Here is a 16946-nt window from a genome sequence, read left to right on the forward strand (position 1 = left end):
TTAAGCAAAGCCTCGCCTGCTGAAAAGGTAGTACTTGCTGGTATTACCAATCTCTGCGAAAGCCCTTGGGCTCAGCAGCATAACGGTCAGATCAACCTGCAGAACTGGCTCATCTCACGTCGTCTTGACTCATTAATCACTCCACGCAATGTGGGACGTCACATCCATGCCCTGAAAGAGCAGGAACTCATCAATATTGAGTTGCGAGATGGTAAGCGCTGGATCAGCGTTAATGCCAATACCAGCAGCAGCTTCATTCCTTTTATCTTCCTTGATAACAACACTATGACTTATTCAGAGGCCCTTTTTCTGTCAGGGCTTCTGAACACCTCATGCACCTTTGCCAGGGCTGGTGTTGACTTCGTCCTTCCTAATAACTCAGTCAGAGCCCACTGCGAAAACCTCATTTCTCAAAAGGTATTCTCCCAGGGCAAAATTCACCGCATCATAGACAGCCTTGAGCACAAAGGGCTTATTCTACCTGCTGGTGCTGCTGGTGGTGGCGTTGCCATATCACCTGACATTACTCAGCCTTATGCAAGGCTTTTAAAAGTCAGGGAGTCTCAGAAGGCTTCTGACATTCTTAACACCAGGGCTGTTGCCGAGGTTGTTAAGTATGTCGACACTCCTCTCACCAGAATCATGCGTGCCCAGAAGCTCGATGCAATCCCAGGGTATATCCACAATCCAGTTGACGTCATCGACACCATCGAGGGGATCACCTTTATTGATAAGGATGACCTTAACCAAGACATTCCTTTTTACGAAGAGTCACTGGCTCAGAGCAACACCCTTTTGAACAACGAGCACTTTACTCCTGCATGCGGAGGAGCAGAGTACAACGCCTCGCGCAAACTATCTGAAGTAAAGCGCAATGAGTTCTACAGCATGTCTCAAGAGCAGCAGTGGCAGGTAACTCTCACTGACGCATTCAACAGCACAGAGCTCGCCTGTGAAAGCAGTACTGCATTCAAACTCTCCTCAAACCAGCTCAGGACCATTTTAATTGATGGTATCGCTGGACAGGATGACAGAGATAACCTTGAATCACGCTTGAAGACAGCTGTCAGAGCAAGCCATAACAACAACTTACAGAAGGTAAGAGCCTTACAGTCCTCAAGCCCTAATACCATGAGAGAGATGGTCAATGCCATAAAGATCTATGAGCATCGTTATGGCGACCGTGAGCTCGCTGCTGTTATTAAGGAGCTGCAGGCTCTGACAGATCCGGGCAACACAAATGCGCACACCCCATCTTCAAACGCGCACACTTCTGCGCACACCAGCGGTCAAGGTGCGGACTCTATTTTATCAAATGCGCACACTAATTTTTCAAATGCGCACACTTTGTCTCCAAACGCGCACACCCTGGCTCCAAACGCGCACACATATAAGAACGATATAAAGAACGACTCTAAGAACGCATATACCAACGACAATAAAAACGAGCTAAGTAACGACGCTGTGCCCGGCGCCGGTGGCGCGGACCACAGCGCCGCCCCAGTATCTGGCCTTGGGCAGGCGCTCTCTGAGCTGCAGGAACTTGATTCCATCCAGACAACTCCTCAAGACACACCTCTGTTTGGTGTGGACGAGGCTTTCATCTGGGCAGACAACTGTCAGGCTGCGTTGAACAATCGTCCTGATGAAGTCACTGTTTCCAACGACTATTTAGGCGAGGTGAACGGGTACGTAATCTCTTTCGGTGAGTACATTGCACGAAGGATGACCCTCATAACCAGACATGAAAAGATCCAGGCAGAGATGGACAGCCTGGAGCAGACTCCTGCAACTTATGCCAGAGACAGGGGAATTGAGCTTATTAAGGAAATCCAGGTACTTCGTGACTTATGTCCTGAAGTTGGACCATGGCAAGCCCCTTTCGACATTCCTGGTTATGGCAGAGGCACCGCTATAACGGTTCAGGAGTACAAAGACACTGTCTTAACCAGTCCGAAGACTTTCTGCACATCAGAATCAGTAACAGCTGGCGGAGAGAGGTCAGTAAACCTGCAGCAGGCGAATGAACATGCCATTGCCAATGACACAACTGAATCGATGGTTAATCCATTGCCTGCCAATCAGTCCTCAGTAACAGTTGCTGACACTGAGACAGAAGCTGTTGAACAGCCGTCAATCAATAAAGTCAACTCATTACTCTCCAAACTTGACGGGTTTTACCAGGCTGCACTTGAGCATGAACAGGGCTACCGTGATGACCACGAAACCTGCACTGACATGCATGCGGAGGAAGATGATGTTGGTCATGGACGGGTAACTTCTCCTGATGAATGTGAGTCGATGACCGGCATGGACTTTGTCAGCATCATGACCGGGTTACAGGCATCATCCCACAACAACAGCAAGGACTAGCATTTAATCCGGCGTGGCAGCAGAGCAGCGGGATTAAAACTTCTTCCCGCAGGCATGAATCTGCATATGCTGGAAAGGAGTACAAATGACTAAACTCACACAATCTCAGATTGATATGGCTAACTCAACTGATCCAAGAAGGCTGATAGAAAGTCTGGGATATGTATGCAAAGGTAAGGAGCATGCTTTCAACGTTTACAGCTCCTCAAGTTCCAAAAGTGAGCTTTATAGAGTAGACCGGAATAGAAACACTGGTCGATACGTGTTCTGTGACAAACATGCCAGCCGAGGCGGTGACATTATCAAGCTGATTATGGAACTTTCAAACATGAAGTTCCCTGAAGTAATTAAGGCTCTTTGTCCTGATGCCATAACTGATAAGTCGGCGCTGTCTGAGTTTGTCAGTAAAAGAGCAGCTGAATCTGCTGTTCCGAAACCAGCATTGTATCCACGTATTCCTATGACAAGGGAGCAAGACAAGGTAGATGGGAGAAAGTACCTTACTGATATACGTGGGATAAGCGGCAAAACGCTTCAGATAGCTGAGCAGCAGGGATTTGTCAGATATATAAAAGGCGCGGTCTTATTTTGTGGCTTTGATGAGAGTGGGAAAGTCAGAAATGTAGCCAAAAGAGGGTACTTAAATACAGACATGAACCCTAAAACAAACTTCGCTAACAGCGACAAACAATTCGCAGGGCTGATAAAAGGAGACCCGAAGAGCGTATGGGTTGTTGAAGGCGGGGTTGATGCTCTGGCGTTAATTGATATGGCTTACATGCAGGGACATCCACAGCATCCAACCATCATCATATCCAATGGAGCAGGCGAGAAGAAATGGATTGATACGCCACACCTGTCCAGCATTATCAGGTCTGCTGAAAAGGTGACCATCGTATATGACAACGAAAAAGATGCCCAGGTGGAGGCCGGTACCAACCGGGCACACCAGGGTCAAAAGGAAAAGATAGAAGCTCTGATTCAAAGAGAAGTCAATACTTACAGACCGCCTGCCAAATATGGCAAGGACTTGGCGGATATGAATTTATGTAAAAAGAGAGGTATGGCTGTATCACAAACACCGCAGCCAACCAGGACCTGCAGCTTAGAACGTAGTTAAAGGAGTTTTTATGGTAGCTAAGGTACTTACCATCAGTAATGAAAAAGGCGGAGTAGGCAAGTCATTTCTTGCTGTGCAGACTGCCTTTTATGCCGCATATCAGTGCGGGTGCAAGACCCTCTTCATTGATCTTGACAGTCAGGCTAACGCCAGCAGAGTGTTGATCAAAAACGAGATGGTTACTTTGTCCAACATCAAGCCAGCTGATCTCTTCTTAACAGGTGAGGAGCGAGACATCAATCCAGAGGCAGAGATCGGTGGCGAAGAAAACAGCAATCTTCAGCTTATCTCAGCAATTAACTCAAAAGAAGAGCTAATCAGTCTTCAAGAGAATCAGGAAAGTGAGCTGATACAGATGTACTCTAACTTCGTTGAAGCAATAGGTGTCCTGAAGAGTCAGTTTGATCTTATTGTGATTGACAGTAACCCTAATGCGGATATCAGGAGCAACAGTGCTGTTGGCGTTGCTGACATCATCATCTCTCCAATCCAGCTCTACACAGAGTCGATCCAGGGTCTGGAAGGAATAGTAAATCGAGTCGGGCAGCTTAATAACACTGCGAGAGTTTATTTCATTCCAAACATGGTTGACCACTCGGAACTCCAGGTTCGGACTGCGGAGAAGCTGGTTGCAATGAACAAAGACATGCTACTGCCAATCCATGAGATAAGCGTAACCAGAAATGATGACCAGATTGTTATAGAGGAGTGTGAACTGCATTACGGCGTCATTAAAAGACGCAACTGTTTTGCAGTGGCTCAGGATATAGGCAAAGGAGTATGGATAGTAAATAACAATAAAAGTGGTTGGAGAGAAATCAGAAGGGTGTTGTTCACCATCATGGAGGCGATTGACGTTGACAAAGAGTTCTCTGCTGCAGATGAAGTTGTATTTTCACTTGAGAAGCTTAAGCAAGCACATCCAGATAAATGGAAGCGCCTGCTGAGACACCTTTGGATGTGTGGACATACTTTCGGCTTCACACTGCCTGGCTTGAGCCAGGGCGATGTACAAAACCTCATTGGCCTTAAAGAAACATCACCTATTTCATTAGTTAGCTAAGGAGTACCCATGGATTTATCAAAGTTGAATCTGGACAGAAAGGAAGTAGTAGAGCAAATAGAACTGTCCAAAATCATCAGAGACAGCAAACAGCCTCGTAAGGATTTTAACGAGGACAAAATGCAGGAGCTTGCTCGTGATATTGAAGCAAATGGCCTTTTGCAGCCTATTATTGTGCGAAAAGACAGCCTTCAGTACGTAATTATTGCAGGTGAAAGACGCTATCGGGCTTTCCAGCTTCTGGGCAAAGAGAAAATCCCGGCCATCGTCAGGAAAGTAGAAGACGACAGCAAAATCGGCTATCTGCAGATGAGTGAAAACATCAAGCGTGACGAACTTAAGTACTATGAAATTGCTGACTTCATAACCTCCCGTATTGAGCTGGGTGAAAAGAAGGGTGAGATAGCAGAGAAGCTTGGCATGAAAGCTCAACGTATCTCTGACTACCTTACCTGGTCAGAAGCCCCTGATTGGCTCAGGTCTTACAAGGAAAACTTCAAGACAATCCGCACATTTTCCGAGTTCGCTAAAGAGGCTGAAAAAAACGGCGAGGCACTCAAAGAGTTCATGGCCTTGCAGGCTGGTTTTAATGATGACAGTGCCGAGCTATTTACCAGTAGCACATTAAAGGCATTCAGAGAGAAGCTGTCATCTGGCGGCAGCGAAACCCCATATGAAAACAGCTCAAACGAGCATACGGCAGAGGCCGATGCAGAGCCAGCGGGGGAAAACTCTGGTTATGACAGCAGCTGGTACAGTGAAGAAGGAGTGGGGATGGGACATGACCCTCAGGAGGCAAGCGAGGGAGAAGACTCCTCCAGAGATGATGTTGATGACTATGAAGATGCATTTTCAAACAACGAAAGCAACTCTTCCCCGTCAGCCAGCTCTGATGACGGTGAGGGGCCAGACCTGGAACGCGAAGCCGATGAAATTCTGAGTAACGATGATGCAAAGACTCGATATCGCAAGCCACTCATCCTTGGTACTATTGATGGTAGAAATGTCGAGTTCCTCTACAAGGTAGTGATGCCAGACGGCTTTATCATGGTTAAGTTTGAGGACTCAGGCGAGGAAGAAGAGCGCCTTGCAGAGGAGATAAAGATAAATAGAGTAATAGAGGGGTAGCAAAGAGAAATTTCCCAATTGGGAAATTTTTAGGCTAGGGCAGGATAGGCAACCTGCGGAAAAGGGCGGCCTTTTCCTTATGGTTGCCCCCTGCACATCCGTGGGACACCAGGGCAGTCATCAACATGACTACTGCTGGTGTGTAAGACACTTTAGCTGGCTAAAGTCGCTACAAGTAGCGGTCACATAAAAGGATATGAAATGGGAGACTCTAAATCTAAAGAGCGCTTACGTCTTTCAGTGCAACTTGGTGAAGGTATGCATCGGCAGTTTGTTGAATATGCGTACAGCAAAAATAAAAAACCCAACACTCTGGCCAGAGAAATACTGACAAGGGCATTAAAGAACAATGAAGTTAAGGCAGAGCCCGCGCGTGAATCTTCCGATTCAGTAAGCCTTCATGTCAAACTGAACAGCGAAGAGGTAAGGGCCTTAGACTTTGTGGCTATGCATTACAACGTATCAAGGCCAAAGGCAGTACTTATCATAATCAGGGGAATGTTGATGGATATGCCGACATTCACCGGCGAAGATAGAGATGTTCTTTCAAGGTCCAATGTGGAGCTTAAGGCTATAGGTACCAACCTTAACCAGCTGGTAAAAGAGTTGAACTCTTTCCGAAAGCATCGCCTGCTTATAAACGAACATAACCTTAAAGAGGAAGTAGCTTATTTTAAAAAGCTAACGCATAACAGGTCTCTGGAGAAGTACATTAAGGAGCATGTAGAGGTCGTCAGACAGATGATTAAAAAAGCGGCTCGGAGGTTCTGAGTATGGATGTTGATAAAAATACGGCTATAAAAATAGCCCGGGAACATCGCGAGTATGTCAGAAGATTCAGAGAGGCTGAAAAGCTGATTAGCAGAGTACTTCCATATCCGGATGAGCCAGATATTTTTAAACCAATAAAAAGGGTCAAGCTAAGGAAGCAGGCGGGGGGAGGTGGTAGTTTCACATATCTCACCAGGGGCTCGGGATGGCGTTCAGGATGGGGGTACAGCTCGTCTAAATCTGCAAGCACCTCTGCCAGATCAGTCTCAGAAAAAAGGCGTAGCCGCACAGTAAATTCAAACTATCGTAAATCCCATATATATAAGAAAGGCACTGGGATTTCAGCAGTACAAAAGGCAAAAGGCATTGTCAACAGCTACAAGGAAGCTGTTATCAAGATAGACAGAGCTTCTAAAGGCATAAAAACTGCCAGTCATCTACATAAGGCCGCCAGCTACATTATTCGCAATGGAAAAGTGCTTCCTGAAGGTCCAGATGGTTCAACTCTATCAAAAGAGCGTTTATACGACCTTATAGACGAGTGGGCTAATGATATGGCTATAGCAGAGAGTAAGGACTCTATTGAGTACGATAATAACGCTCCAGCTGCAGCTCGCCGTTTTATCTTATCAGCGCCTCCGGGGACGAATCACGATGCTATGATGAGGACGGCACGACAATTTGGGCGGGAGTTCTTCGGGGAGAATGGTTTTGATTACGTATATGTTATGCATGCTAAGACTGAAGATACTCCTAATGAACCTGACCATCCACATGTCCATTTTCTTATCAAATCTGTTAACAATCAGGCGCAGAGACTTAACATTAGAAAAAAAGACCTGAAATTTATGAGAGAGCGTTTTGCGGCATTAGCAATGCTTAACGGCATATCAATGAATGCAACGGACCGCGCTGTAAGAGGTGTAGCGAGGTCAAATACTTCTATTGAAAAACACTATATAAACTTAAAGGCCAAAACAGTAAAAGAGGAGCCTGTGTGGACAAATGGTCAACTTGCTGCGAGAGCAAGGATTAAACAATCAGCAGACTCTGCAACCAGAGAGATGATTGAAATAGACGACCCCTCCATAAACAGCCTGGCTAAAGGGCTCCAAGAGCATTTCTCTACATTCTCGAACGAACTCCCGGACGAGATAAGTACAGGAGAATTTTATAAAAGCTTTATTGCAATGAAAAAGAAAGCAGCAAAGGAGAGCAAAAACATGAGGGAAAATACAGAGATTAGAAATAAAGAAAGTGCTCAATCTCAGGCTCAAAAATGGGCAATCGAGCGTCGAAAGAAAGAATTATCCCGCAGGGAAAAAGAAAGGCTGAGATAAGCGTTCTCCCCTGATCATGGCATGACAGCCGTACCAGCCCACAAAGTAATTCTTTTCCCGCCAGCTTAAAGCTACGACTGCTGCGGGAACCCTCCTGTCAGCACCAGCAGCACCATCCACCTTATACTTTTAGACAGGCAAGCTTAGTCAACAGCAGCCTTAAATTAATGAAGGCTCATCTTAGGGCCAACGGGTAAGAGGTGTACTGTAACTGACCAGCTTCGTGTCTTCCCGTGTCAGGATGTCAGTTCCACCAGAAAAAGAAAGCCCTGTACTCGGTTAAGAGCACAGGGCTTTCTTGTAGCGGCCATTTCTTGCCGGGCCAAGGTAGAGTTCTTTATGTTCTGAACTCTGGATAGCGCGAGCGATTATCTCCATCAGTACAGCGTAATAATTCTGGGTATCATTTTATTGCTCATATTAACCCCCTGGGATATAATAATGGGACAAGGGCATTGCCCTATTATTTTTGTTATGTGGCAGGCTAGGGCCTGCAGTTGAAACCCTACTTGAGGTTACACTCAGTAGGGTATTTTTTTATGCCTATAATATCAACTTAATAAATCTGCAGCAGCACACCCTCCTTATGCTTTTAGCCAGGCAAGCTTAATCAACAGTAGCCTTAACTTAACGAAGGGCTCCTCTTAGGGCCAACGGGAAAGAGGTGTATTGTAACTGACCAGCTTCGTGTCTTACCAGTGTCAGGATGCCAGTTCCACCAGAAAAATAAAGCCCTGCACTCGGTTAAGAGCACAGAGCTTCCTTGTAGCGGCAGCGGGCAGGCCTTAGAACGGTATGTCTTTTTCGTCAAATGACAGACTGGCCTTAGGTGTAGAAGTGTCCTTACTTATATTATTATCGATCAGGTTATCCATCCAATCCAGCCATGTAGCGTGAGCATCAGTAAGTGGCTTCGTTGGTTCATTATTTTCATTACTTACATTATTAGCTGGCTGTGTTTCCAGCTCTTTAAATTGATCCTCAGGAAGTACGTCCCGCTCAGGATTATAATTGCTTTTCAGAGCCTCAAGAGCCCTATGTCTGTTGAAGAGATTGCCTTTGTAATAGTACTGAGGGTTGACGGTGAGCTTCTTGCCATCCTTTATCACCACACCGTGCTTGATAAGCCTTTTAAGGGATTTAGAGAGTTTTGGCTGTTTAATACCAACTAATTCAGCGAGCTGCTGCTTAGTCATTTGAGGGACTTCGTTGCCGTAGTCCATGATATTGGTAAGCTTTGTTAACACACAGATATCAGTCTTTGTGATATCAGGAGTCTCAAGTAAGGCATCTAAAGAATCATAAAAAACATAACAGAATGACTCATAAGGTTGTAAGTTGTTTTTGAACATGTTGCTGTAGTCCATAATCTGAGTAATAGTGTCTACCACAAAGAAATCAGTCTTTGTGATATCCGAGGTGGGCTAAAATAATTGTTAATGTGTTATAATAAAGCCACTATATTTCATAGAATAAAAAGGTCCCACGGGAGGGGCCTTTTTTATTGGCTTTTTATGGAAAGGTATTTATTAGGATTTTAAAAAAGCCCTGGCTAATTGAGTCAGGGCTTTTTTATTTATTAATGAGAAACCAAGGTAAATACAGAAACTATCTTGTCAATTCCTTAGGCTTTGCACGAGTGCGTGTTGATTTATCTGGTGCGGTATTTTCAGGAGCAGTTGCTCTCTCTTGCTTCTCTTTTGCATTAGAGCCTAAAGTACGTTCTTCCTTTTGAACCAAATCAGAAGCTCTTGCAAGAGTCTCGCTTTTGATCCCCGCAGTTGCGGCATCCTCCCTGTTTGGTACTCGCTCTTCCTTAACTTTATCTTTAATAGGCTCGTGCTTAACATCTTTAACTGGGTCGAACTGCATTTGATACTTAAACTCTTTAAATGCATCATTGCTGATAAACACAGCCTCCCTTTGTCCCTCAGGAGTCTTCAGGAGATCGAGCCATTCTTTAGCAAATTGCTTATTTGCCTCAGAAATCTTACCTATAGAGGAGTCACCAATGCGTGACATGGTCATCTGATCGCCAATCTCTTTGATTAAAGCAACTCGAGACTCATGACTAAGCTTAGAATATTCATTCTTCGCGAACTCTCTTGGATTTGAGGCCTCATGGTCGGCCTTTGCAGAAGCGAACTGGCTTTGCCTGTCTGCGAAGGGCATATCATTCTTTTCAATTGGAGGAAGATTCAGGCCTTTAAACTGATTGGCATTAAAGACATTAAAATACTTGAATGTCAGTCTGCTCGATCCATCTCTATCCAGAATAAGCAGCTTTGTTGCTTTTTCTCCTTTCATTACAGTGCCACCAAGCTCTTTACCCTCATTGAAGGTAAGCCAGCGAGGATCATCATAACCTTTCTCTCCGGACACCATTTTCAACATAACATTGTTACTTCCACCATAGGGGTAACCAGTTTTTGGGTTAAATGGCTCTTCCATACTGTTTTTGGAGAATGGCAGGTTATCGTTTTCGATAGCGTAACTGAGTTTTTTTGCAAACTCCGCAATAGCTTCCTGAGTTTTGTTTTCCTGAGTTGTTTCTAAATTAGTATCGCTCATACTTAGTTTCTCCTGAGTTAAGAGCAAATATTGTCAACTGCATAGGCAATTTCCTGAGCTCTCTGATTAAGCTCCCAGTCGGCAAGACACTCCTCCTTGTACTGATCAGGATAGATATCGAAATCGGAGAAGAGCTTTTCATACTGCTCGCCTTCAACCTTTACTCCCACAAATGCTTCTTCATCCTTATCCATCCTCAATCTTGCACTTTCAGCAAGAATCATGATGCTTGTCTGCTGGATTACAGCTTCCTGCATAGGGGTGTATTCTCTTTTAATTGGCATGTGTACCTCACTAATGACTAGATTAAAAAACGCAGCCTAAATGGTTCTGTCAGGCTGCACAACGTGTTAAAAGTGTCAGCTATTATCCACAAACTGATAGTACTGACCGACATATCCGAGTATAAGTGTTGCTCCTGCAGGTCCAGATCTATTTTTCTCTACAATTACCTGAACCTGATTAGAGTCATTGCTCTCTTTATGCAATAAAAGCATAACATCTGAGGCTCTGTGAATACCTGTAGAGCCAGCTATATTTTGTGCTGTTGGTGTGGTATTACGCCTGTCGACTGACAAGCCAACCTGAGAAAGAATAAGAATTGGAACATCATATTCTCTCGCAATATTCTTTAATGCATAGCAGACATCATTATAGATTTTAGGGAGATTCTCAAAATCATTCGGTTCTGATGTCATTCTCATTAACTGTACATAATCAATTATTACCAGAGATGGGGGGGCTCCAGTAGTAGAAATTGAGTTGCGGACATACCTCCTTATATCATTAGGCGTGGTTATGGCCTTTTTAGGAGTTATGACATTGAGAAGACTATAGTTTTCAGAAGAGTCAGAGGCATTCTCAGGCTTACGTTCGTATGACTTAATTCTTTGAATTGCCTTAGCCCAATTAGAGGAAGACACAGATGACATGTCTCTTCGCTGTATAAGCCGGTAATCAATCTGACCAACAGAGCTGATTAGACGATAGAACACCTCGTCCATGCTTAACTCAAGGCTGACAAAAAGGACCTCGCCTTTATTTTCAGGTTTGGCCATATTGTGATCAGCAATGTTTAATGCAAAGGCAGTCTTTCCAACACCTGGTCTGGCAGCCAGAGTGTTGAGTGTCCCTGGTACAAAAGCAATGTAGTCATCAAGCTTTTTGAAACCTGTAGGAATCAGCCTTGGAGCTTCTACCTCCTGTAGTCTTCTAAGAGAGTCTACCAGCTCAATTACACCACCTGATTCAAGTGGGGTTTCAGAATTGCTTGTTTTGATAGCCTCCAACCTGTCTTCAGTCTGCTGAATAACTTCATCTAGATTGCGTCCATTAAGTTCAATAGTATCGTGTCGGAGTGATTCTGAAGATTGGATTAGGTTTCGTCTTAAAGATAGCTTTTTAATGCTTTTAGCAATCTCAATTACAGCAGATTCAGGAAAAATTTGACATATCAGGATAGATGAAAGAAATGAATTGTTAGAAAACAACTTTGCTGGGTGTTTTTCTGTAATAAACATTTGGAACGTCGTCGTGTTAAGTTGTTCTACCCCCGTAGACTCTGCAAAGTTATTTATCTCCTCAAAAAATAAACCTGCCTTTTCTCCAGCAAAGTCATCTTTATTTAGATTCAACTTTAAATAGTCGGCGTTATTAAGTAACGAAGGTGAGTTAAGAACATTGCAGAGAAACGTTTTCTCTGCCTCTATATTTACAAGAGTGGCAGATACGTTGACATTAGCGGAATTCTGCTTGTTGTGAAATAGAAACATGGCTATATCTCATAGAAACTATGGTTAATGATCGGATGAATCAAAGTGGTGGACGGGGCTACTTTGGATTCATGTTGATGGCGTGGGCATCTGTGGAATTGCACTTGTGGCGAGGCCGCATCATGAACAGCTCGCGTAAGCTGCATAAGTGCTGCTCGCTAATCAGTGATTGGCAGACGGGAAAGAGCGTAAGGTTAACTGCTGGGCTGCAGTAGAAGAGGTTCTTAAAGGTGGGGGGAACTTCGATCGGGCAGTCATATTTCATAGATTAGACCTGTGAGGACATAGGGCCTGCGAAAAGCGATACGTATCTGTTGCGTAAGGCTTTAGTAATTTATACGTATAAAACGGGAACCAAATTGGTAGCGACAGCATAAGTTGACTATTCGTGATTCTTGATCAAAGCACTCTGCTGCGGCAGGCTGTATCCATTATTTATGCATAAACCTTTGATGCGAATTGGATTTTCTAAATGTGAACCGGCTCAGAGCTCTTGCTCCCATAAGTCACTGCGCCGCATATTTATAGGGTTTATGCTTCTGATTGTGTGGGTACTAATCTCAGATACAAATGCTAGAGAGATTGGACGAAGTGAATTTGAGCAGCTTGCCAGCAAGTGTGCACCAGAGATAGCGCCCGACACTATGGCATCTGTCATTGAAATTGAGAGCGGTTTTAGACCATATGCCATTGCTGTAGTAAATGGTCCGTCTTTTTACCCGGAAACATATGAAGAGGCCCTGTTAAAGATCAACGAGATTGCAACGCAGAATGTATCTTTCTCCGTTGGCCTTGGGCAGATCAATAACAGGAACTTTGAAAGGATGGGAGTAACACCTGAGCAGATGCTTGACCCGTGCTTCAACATTAAAGCCTCTGCTCAAGTGCTGGGGGAATGCTACAGACGTGCGATAAAAGAGCATGACAGTCAGTCAGACAGTCTGAAAGCAGCTCTTTCCTGTTATTACTCAGGAAATTTCATAACAGGGATTAAAGAAGGGTATGTGGATAAGGTGGTTAGAAAAGGAAAGGAGAGAGTACCTTCGATCAAAATAATTCAAGATTTTAATGATAAGCCACAGAGGCCTCTGCTGGAGCAAGCCAGCCAGCCCTCTGGTTTGATTTTGTAGAATTTTTTATACGCAAAACCTGCATATACATAAGTGTTCGTTGTATGAGAAACTCACATATAGTTGTAGTTCTCCGCATAAATCATAGTGTTCAGGTAGTACGTCTAAGATATTCAATCATTACAGACAACATACGCAAATACGAATCGAACTCATTTTTCAGGAGATTTGAGATGATACGCAATTTATACGCAAAAAATTCACTTTTAGTTATTGGTGCATTACTGTCCTCACCGGCTGCTTTTGCTGCTTCCGGAGGAAGCGGCGCTAATGTAGAAAGCATGTTTCAGCAAATTCTTGACATTCTTCAGGGTGTATCGGTTGTCGTAGTTACTGTAGCCGTAATCTGGGCTGGCTATAAGACCTTATTCAAGGGTGCAGGCCTTATGGAGGTTGCCGGTCCATTAATGGGTGCAATCCTCATTGGCGCAGCTCCTTGGCTGGCTCAAATTCTTGTAGGGTAATATGGTTCAGAAGACACCTTTATTTAAAGGAGCTACGCGCCCAGCCTGTGTATGGGGAATACCTATTAAACCCTTTCTTGGATGTTGCGGGGTATGCCTTCTTCTCGCATTCTGGATATACATGCCGCTGCTGCTCCTGGCGCCGCCTATTCTATTTGTGATGAGGCAGATAGCCATAAATGACGATCAGAAGTTCAGACAGCTTTTCTTAAGCTTTCGTACCAACTTCCTTGGGAGTGGAAATAAGCTCCACTGGAAAGGTGTTTCATCCTTTGGTCCAAGTATTTACAGTGACCAGATTAAGAAAAAGCTATACAAGAAATAATTTATGCAGGTGCCTGTAAGGGCACCTGCTCATATCACATAAAAGACCAGCATATTGCAGAGATTTTAGAATCTGCTCTTGACAAGTACCTTGAAAGAACCTGTCGCTGAAAGCTCACATTCAGGCAGGCCGGAGAGGAAGATTATGACAGTTCCAGAAAAAACACCTGTCAAAGAAATCATGGACCGTTTAAAGGAGCAGTCTGAGAACAGCCCTTTGGTTTGCAGAAGTAAAGGGCACTCTAAGAGTATTACTGGCATACAACAACAGATAATCGACTCTATCGAAGCCAGAATTGCTCAACACTCGGCTAAATCTCGTGGAAATAAAGACTCGCCTGCTGCAATCATATCCTCCCGCCTGCAAAGGCAACTTGAGCAGGGGGCGATAGTTAAAAGAAGCATGAGTGCTAAGAGTAATGAATCGAGAGAAAGGTAGATAAACTTGGTAGGAAATTAAAGAATGGGTGCATCCAATTTTAAAGAAAGTATTGACATGATGCGAGCAGAGGGGGCGATCAATAATTTTATTCCCTTGTCTTCTGTAGTTGCACCTGGCGTTGTTATGGGCAGGGATGGTGAGCTTATCAGCTCCTTCATTGCAAAAGGTATTACTTTTGAGACAGCTGATGATATAGAAATTGACCAGGGAATTAACAACCTAAACATCCTGTACAGAACTATTTCTAACAGCAATTATGCCCTCCAGCTGCACCGCCTCCGCAGGCCCATGCAGGATGAGCTTAACTGCTGTTCAGAAAAGGGATTTGCTCATGAGTTATCAAAAAAGTATAACGAAACAATCGGCAAATCTCGTCTGGTGGCTACTGAGCTCTACCTTACCCTCATAATGAAAAGAAGAGGTAAGCTGACTTCCAAATACAGGTCTAAGGATGAAATTGAAGCTGATATAGCAAAGCAACTTGAAGAGTTTGAAAATGTCTCCTCGCAATTTCAAAGATCATTGAGCAGATTTGACGTGGTAAAGCTTGGAGAGTATGAGTCAAACGGTAAATTATATTCGGATCAGCTTGCATTTTATAACTTTCTTCTTACAGGTAAGATGCAGCCTGTAAGAGTTCCTTATGCTCCATTGCATGAGGCTTTAGGTGCAGTACAGATTTTTGCCGGTGCTGATACCCTTGAAATCCAAACAGCAGATAGTAAGGCATTTGCTCAGTGTATTGAGTTAAAAGACTATACACAAGATACCTTTTCAGGAATTCTTGATGGTCTTCTTTATCCTGATAAATCACATGTTAAGCCTTATGTTTTTATTGAGACGCAGACATTCTGCTTCCTCTCCAAAGTAGAGGGACAGAAATTTCTGCAGATTCAACAGAAACAGCTGCTCGCATCTAATGATGCTGGTGTAAGCCAGATACAGGCAATGGACGAGGCTATCGACGGAGTTATCAATGGCGACTTCTCCATAGGAGAGTACTCATACAGCCTTATGGTATTTGGAGATTCTGTTGATATTGTCAAACAGAATACTCAGGATGCGGTTAAGAAGCTTCAGGACGAGGGTTTCCTTCCTATCGTGTCTACACTGGCTTTACCAGCTGCCTTCTTCTCTCAGTTACCTTGTAACTTTGACTATCGACCTCGTATTGCCAGAATTACCTCGAAGAACTTTGCTCACCTGGCACCCCTTCATAACTTCGACTCGGGTAAGCGTAATGGAAACCCATGGGGCGAGGCACTCGCGCTTCTGACAACTCCTTCCGACCAGCCCTACTACTTTAATTTCCACACTTCACCTGCTGGCGAAGACTCCTTTGATAAGAAGACACTTGCCAACACAACCATTATTGGTACATCCGGCTCCGGAAAAACCGTGTTATTGAACTTCCTGATTGCAATGGCACAGAAGTACCATAATGATGGCTATAAACTCACAACTGTCTTTTTTGATAAGGACTGTGGTGCAGAGATTGCCATCAGAGCAATGAAAGGCGGCTATCTTTCAGTTAAGAATGGTATTCCAACTGGATTTAATCCTTTTTATCTGGAGAAGACAGAGGCAAACATTCAGTTTCTCATCTCCTTCATGAAGCTGCTGATAAAAATGGATGAGCAGCCTATTTTAATCAGTGACGAGCTGGCTCTTACAGAAGCAGTGCGTGCTGTTATGGATATGCCACGTGAATTAAGGCGTATAGGTATCATCCCGCAGTTTCTGCCTCAGGGTCTTACCAAGGAAGAAAAAGAGAACTCTTTGGCAAAACGCCTTTACCGATGGATTGGCAATGGTGATCTTGCATGGGTGTTTGATAACCCTGTAGATACTTTAGATTTCGACAGATACCCTAATTTTGGTATTGATGGTACAGACTTCCTTGATAATCCTCAGGTGAGGACTCCGCTGGGTTTCTATCTGCTGTACAGGATGGAAAGTGTACTTGACGGCCGCCGCTTCTTCTTTGTAATGGATGAGTTCTGGAAGTGGCTTCTGGATGATGCATTCAGTGACTTTGCCTTCAACAAGCTTAAGACCATTAGAAAGCAAAACGGATTCGGTGTTTTCGCCACCCAGTCACCATCAGATGTTATCTCCAGCCCGATTGCAAAAGCTGTAATTGAGCAGTCAGCAACGCAGATATTCCTGCCGAATCCAAGAGCTGACAGGGATGATTATATAAACGGATTTAAGGTAACTCCGTCCGAGTTCTATCTTATTTCTCAGCTTGGCGAAGACTCCCGTCTTATGTTGATTAAGCAGGGCCATAAATCCGTGGTTTGCAGGCTTGATCTTTCTGCGTTCCGTAAGGAGCTGAAGATACTCTCCGGCTCTACAGATAATATCCTTCTTGTCGAAGAGCTCATCAAACAATACGGTGAAGCCCCGGATAATTGGCTACCTCACTTCTATGAAAACAACAAATAG

General features: G+C 44.1%; 14 protein-coding genes. 10 read left to right on the top strand and 4 right to left on the bottom strand.

What is annotated here, in order from left to right:
- Positions 1-150 precede the first annotated feature (150 nt).
- The 6 genes from MXE41_RS00545 (at position 151) to MXE41_RS00570 (ending at position 7795) form a co-directional block, all read left to right on the top strand.
- On the top strand, positions 151-2373 hold the full coding sequence (locus MXE41_RS00545; protein WP_247098991.1) for a hypothetical protein: 2223 nt from the start codon (positions 151-153) through the stop codon (positions 2371-2373).
- 85 nt (positions 2374-2458) lie between these two features.
- Positions 2459-3493, top strand: coding sequence for a DUF3991 domain-containing protein (locus MXE41_RS00550; RefSeq protein ID WP_247098992.1), 1035 nt, complete (start codon positions 2459-2461; stop codon positions 3491-3493).
- Between the two features lie 10 nt (positions 3494-3503).
- Positions 3504-4556 carry a ParA family protein gene (locus MXE41_RS00555; protein ID WP_247098993.1) on the top strand — a complete coding sequence of 351 codons (1053 nt, stop codon included), beginning with the start codon at positions 3504-3506 and terminating at the stop codon, positions 4554-4556.
- 9 nt (positions 4557-4565) lie between these two features.
- The gene (locus tag MXE41_RS00560) at positions 4566-5684 is read left to right on the top strand and encodes a ParB/RepB/Spo0J family partition protein (RefSeq protein WP_247098994.1); all 1119 of its coding nucleotides are present in this window, start codon (positions 4566-4568) and stop codon (positions 5682-5684) included.
- 201 nt (positions 5685-5885) lie between these two features.
- Positions 5886-6455 (top strand): hypothetical protein, encoded by a 570-nt coding sequence (locus tag MXE41_RS00565; RefSeq protein ID WP_247098995.1) that lies wholly within the window; start codon positions 5886-5888, stop codon positions 6453-6455.
- 2 nt (positions 6456-6457) lie between these two features.
- Positions 6458-7795, top strand: coding sequence for a relaxase/mobilization nuclease domain-containing protein (locus MXE41_RS00570; protein ID WP_247098996.1), 1338 nt, complete (start codon positions 6458-6460; stop codon positions 7793-7795).
- 785 nt (positions 7796-8580) lie between these two features.
- Here the strand turns inward: MXE41_RS00570 and MXE41_RS00575 are convergent.
- From MXE41_RS00575 to MXE41_RS00590, 4 genes are all read right to left on the bottom strand, one after another.
- Complete coding sequence (locus MXE41_RS00575) at positions 8581-9186, bottom strand: replication protein (RefSeq protein ID WP_247098997.1); 606 nt, start codon at positions 9184-9186, stop codon at positions 8581-8583.
- Positions 9187-9403: 217 nt separating this feature from the next.
- On the bottom strand, positions 9404-10366 hold the full coding sequence (locus MXE41_RS00580) for an ArdC-like ssDNA-binding domain-containing protein (RefSeq protein ID WP_247098998.1): 963 nt from the start codon (positions 10364-10366) through the stop codon (positions 9404-9406).
- Positions 10367-10383: 17 nt separating this feature from the next.
- Positions 10384-10650 carry a hypothetical protein gene (locus MXE41_RS00585; RefSeq protein WP_247074114.1) on the bottom strand — a complete coding sequence of 89 codons (267 nt, stop codon included), beginning with the start codon at positions 10648-10650 and terminating at the stop codon, positions 10384-10386.
- A gap of 75 nt (positions 10651-10725) precedes the next feature.
- Positions 10726-12138 (bottom strand): replicative DNA helicase, encoded by a 1413-nt coding sequence (locus MXE41_RS00590; RefSeq protein WP_247098999.1) that lies wholly within the window; start codon positions 12136-12138, stop codon positions 10726-10728.
- Positions 12139-12671: 533 nt separating this feature from the next.
- Here MXE41_RS00590 and MXE41_RS00595 point away from each other — a divergent pair.
- The 4 genes from MXE41_RS00595 (at position 12672) to MXE41_RS00610 (ending at position 16946) form a co-directional block, all read left to right on the top strand.
- A complete protein-coding gene (locus MXE41_RS00595) occupies positions 12672-13268 on the top strand; it encodes a lytic transglycosylase domain-containing protein (RefSeq protein ID WP_247099000.1) in 597 nt (198 codons plus the stop codon).
- 173 nt (positions 13269-13441) lie between these two features.
- Entirely contained in the window at positions 13442-13732 is a 291-nt protein-coding gene (locus tag MXE41_RS00600) for a TrbC/VirB2 family protein (protein ID WP_247099001.1), read from the top strand.
- Between the two features lie 469 nt (positions 13733-14201).
- Positions 14202-14495, top strand: a complete 294-nt coding sequence (locus MXE41_RS00605; RefSeq protein ID WP_247099002.1) for a hypothetical protein — start codon at positions 14202-14204, stop codon at positions 14493-14495.
- A gap of 24 nt (positions 14496-14519) precedes the next feature.
- Positions 14520-16946 (top strand): VirB4 family type IV secretion/conjugal transfer ATPase, encoded by a 2427-nt coding sequence (locus MXE41_RS00610; protein WP_247099003.1) that lies wholly within the window; start codon positions 14520-14522, stop codon positions 16944-16946.

The sequence above is a fragment of the Anaerobiospirillum sp. NML120449 genome, from assembly GCF_023051105.1.
Taxonomy (GTDB): Bacteria; Pseudomonadota; Gammaproteobacteria; order Enterobacterales; family Succinivibrionaceae; genus Anaerobiospirillum.